The sequence below is a fragment of the Paraburkholderia sp. AV2 genome (genome assembly GCF_054968425.1).
On sequence record NZ_JBANLK010000101.1, the window covers coordinates 832 to 3,110 of the forward strand.

Annotated in this window: 2 protein-coding genes; both read left to right on the forward strand. The window is 68.0% G+C overall.

Annotated features, from left to right (window positions below; all coding sequences use genetic code 11):
• A partial coding sequence (locus V8683_RS31160) for an NAD(P)/FAD-dependent oxidoreductase (RefSeq protein ID WP_462880744.1) occupies nt 1–761 on the forward strand: 761 nt, incomplete at its 5' end.
• Nucleotides 761–2,065: an NAD(P)/FAD-dependent oxidoreductase gene (locus tag V8683_RS31165; protein WP_411192009.1), complete on the forward strand. Its 1,305-nt coding sequence runs from the start codon at nt 761–763 to the stop codon at nt 2,063–2,065. The genes V8683_RS31160 and V8683_RS31165, both read left to right, overlap by 1 nt.
• The last annotated feature ends 214 nt before the right edge of the window (nt 2,066–2,279 follow it).

Here is a 2,279-nt window from a genome sequence, read left to right on the forward strand (position 1 = left end):
TCCTCACCTCCCCCTACCGCCCCCACCGCCACCCCCACAACACCCGGGGGGGCGGGGGGGGGGGGGCGGGGGGGGCGGCCCCGCGCCTCTACGAGGACAGCGCCGTTACGCGTATTCGCGACGAAAACGGCGGCCATGTCGTCGAAACCGCGCGCGGCAGGGTGCGTGCGAAGTTCGTCGTGCTCGCCTGCAACACCTACCTCGGCACGCTGGCGCCCGAACTCTCGCGCAAGATCATGCCGGTGGGCACGTATGTGATCGCCACCTCGCCGCTCGGCAGGGAACGCATGGCTGCGCTGATGCCGGCGCAAACGGCGGTCTGCGACAGCCGCTTCGTGCTGGACTACTTCCGGCCGGCGCCCGACACGCGGCTCCTGTGGGGCGGCAAGGTGAGCTATTCGACGTTCGCGCCGCGCAACCTGGGCGAAGCGATGCGCCGCGACATGCTCAAGACCTTCCCCCAGCTCGCCGACGTCAAGGTCGACTACGCATGGGGCGGCTTCGTGGACATCACGATGAACCGCGCGCCTCATTTCGGACGCCTGAAGCCCACGGTGTATTTCGCGCAGGGCTTCTCGGGACACGGCGTCAACACCACCGGCCTGGCCGGCAAGCTGATTGCCGAGGCGATCGACGGCCAGTCCGCGCGCTTCGACCTGTTCGGCAAGATCCGCCACCGCGATTTCCCCGGTGGCGCTACACTGCGAACCCCCGCCCTCGTGCTCGCGATGGCATGGTACCGAATGAAGGATCTGCTCTGATGACCGCAAAGCTCGACGCCCAGGCGGACGCACTCGCCCGCCACTCGTACTACGAAGCCACGGCCACGCGCCCCGCGGAGGACGATCCCGTCCTGGAAGGCGTGCATGAAGCCGACGTGTGCGTGATCGGCGCCGGCTTCGCCGGCTTGTCGGTTGCGCTCGAATGCCGCTCGCGCGGCCTCTCGGTCATCGTGCTCGACGCGCACCGGCCCGGCTGGGGTGCTTCGGGACGCAACGGCGGCCAGACGCTCGTGGGCTTCGCCAAGGACGAAGTGCTCGAAAAGCAGCTCGGCCCGCAAGGCGTGCGCGCCGCATGGGCGCTTTCCATCGAAGGCGTGGGGCTCGTGCGCGAGCGCATCGAACGCTACGGCATCGATTGCGACTTCACGGCGGGCTACCTGACCGTCGCGACGAAGCCCAAGCGCATTCCCGACCTGCGCGCGTGGATGGACGCCGCGCGCTCGCGCTGGGGCTATGACCGGTTGGAGTGGCTCGACGCCGACGCCACGCGTGCGCGCGTGGCGTCGCAACGCTATCTGGCGGGCGTATACGATCCGTTCTCCGGCCACCTGCACCCGCTCAAGTATTGCCTCGGCCTCGCCGCAGCGGCGCGGCGCGAAGGCGCGCAATTGTTCGCGCACACGCGCGCACAAGAAGTGGTACGCGGCGCGCGGCCCGTAGTGCAGACGCCGCGCGGCGAAGTCCGTTGCCGCTTCGTCGTGTCATGCTGCAATGCCGCGCCGGGAGGCGTGCTGCCCACGCCCGTTGCCGCGCGCATCGCGCCGATCGCCTCGTACATCATCGCCACGGAACCGCTGGGCCGCGAACGCGCCGATGCGCTGATCGCCCAGCGCGCGGCGGTGTGCGACAACAACTTCTTTCTCGACTACTTCCGCGTTTCCGCCGACAACCGCATGCTGTTCGGCGGCCGCGCCGATTCGACGGGTGCCGCGCCCGCGCAGTTGACCGAGGCGATGAGCAAGCGCATGACCGACGTGTTTCCACAACTGGATGGCACGCGCGTGGAGTATGCGTGGGGTGGGTTCGTGGACGTGACGCGCAATCGGGCGCCCGATTTCGGCGCTATCGATTCGAATTACTACTACGTGCAGGGATTTTCAGGGCATGGCGTCGCGCTGACGGGCATCGCGGGGCGGGTGGTCGCACAGGCCATTGCGGGCGAGCCGGCTTCGTTCGATCTGTTTGCGAAGCTGCGGCATGCGCGCTTTCCCGGTGGGCCGGCGTGGCGAAAGCCGGCGCTCGAGATCGGGATGATGTATCACCGGGTGATGGAAATGTTTTGAGGGGGAAGCGGCGCACGTGGCCGAGTGAGTCCGGAACCGCCAGGTGTGCCGTCCCTGCCACGATGCGACGAAACGCAAGTTCCCTCGTGCGCGCCCCACTCACCATCAGGCGGAAAAAAGTCGGCCCGCCCGCAGGAATCGCGGACGGGGCCGTCGGTATCGCTTAAAGGCCAGTTCAAAAAGAGCCCGGAAGGGCTGTTTACTTTCCCGTGAA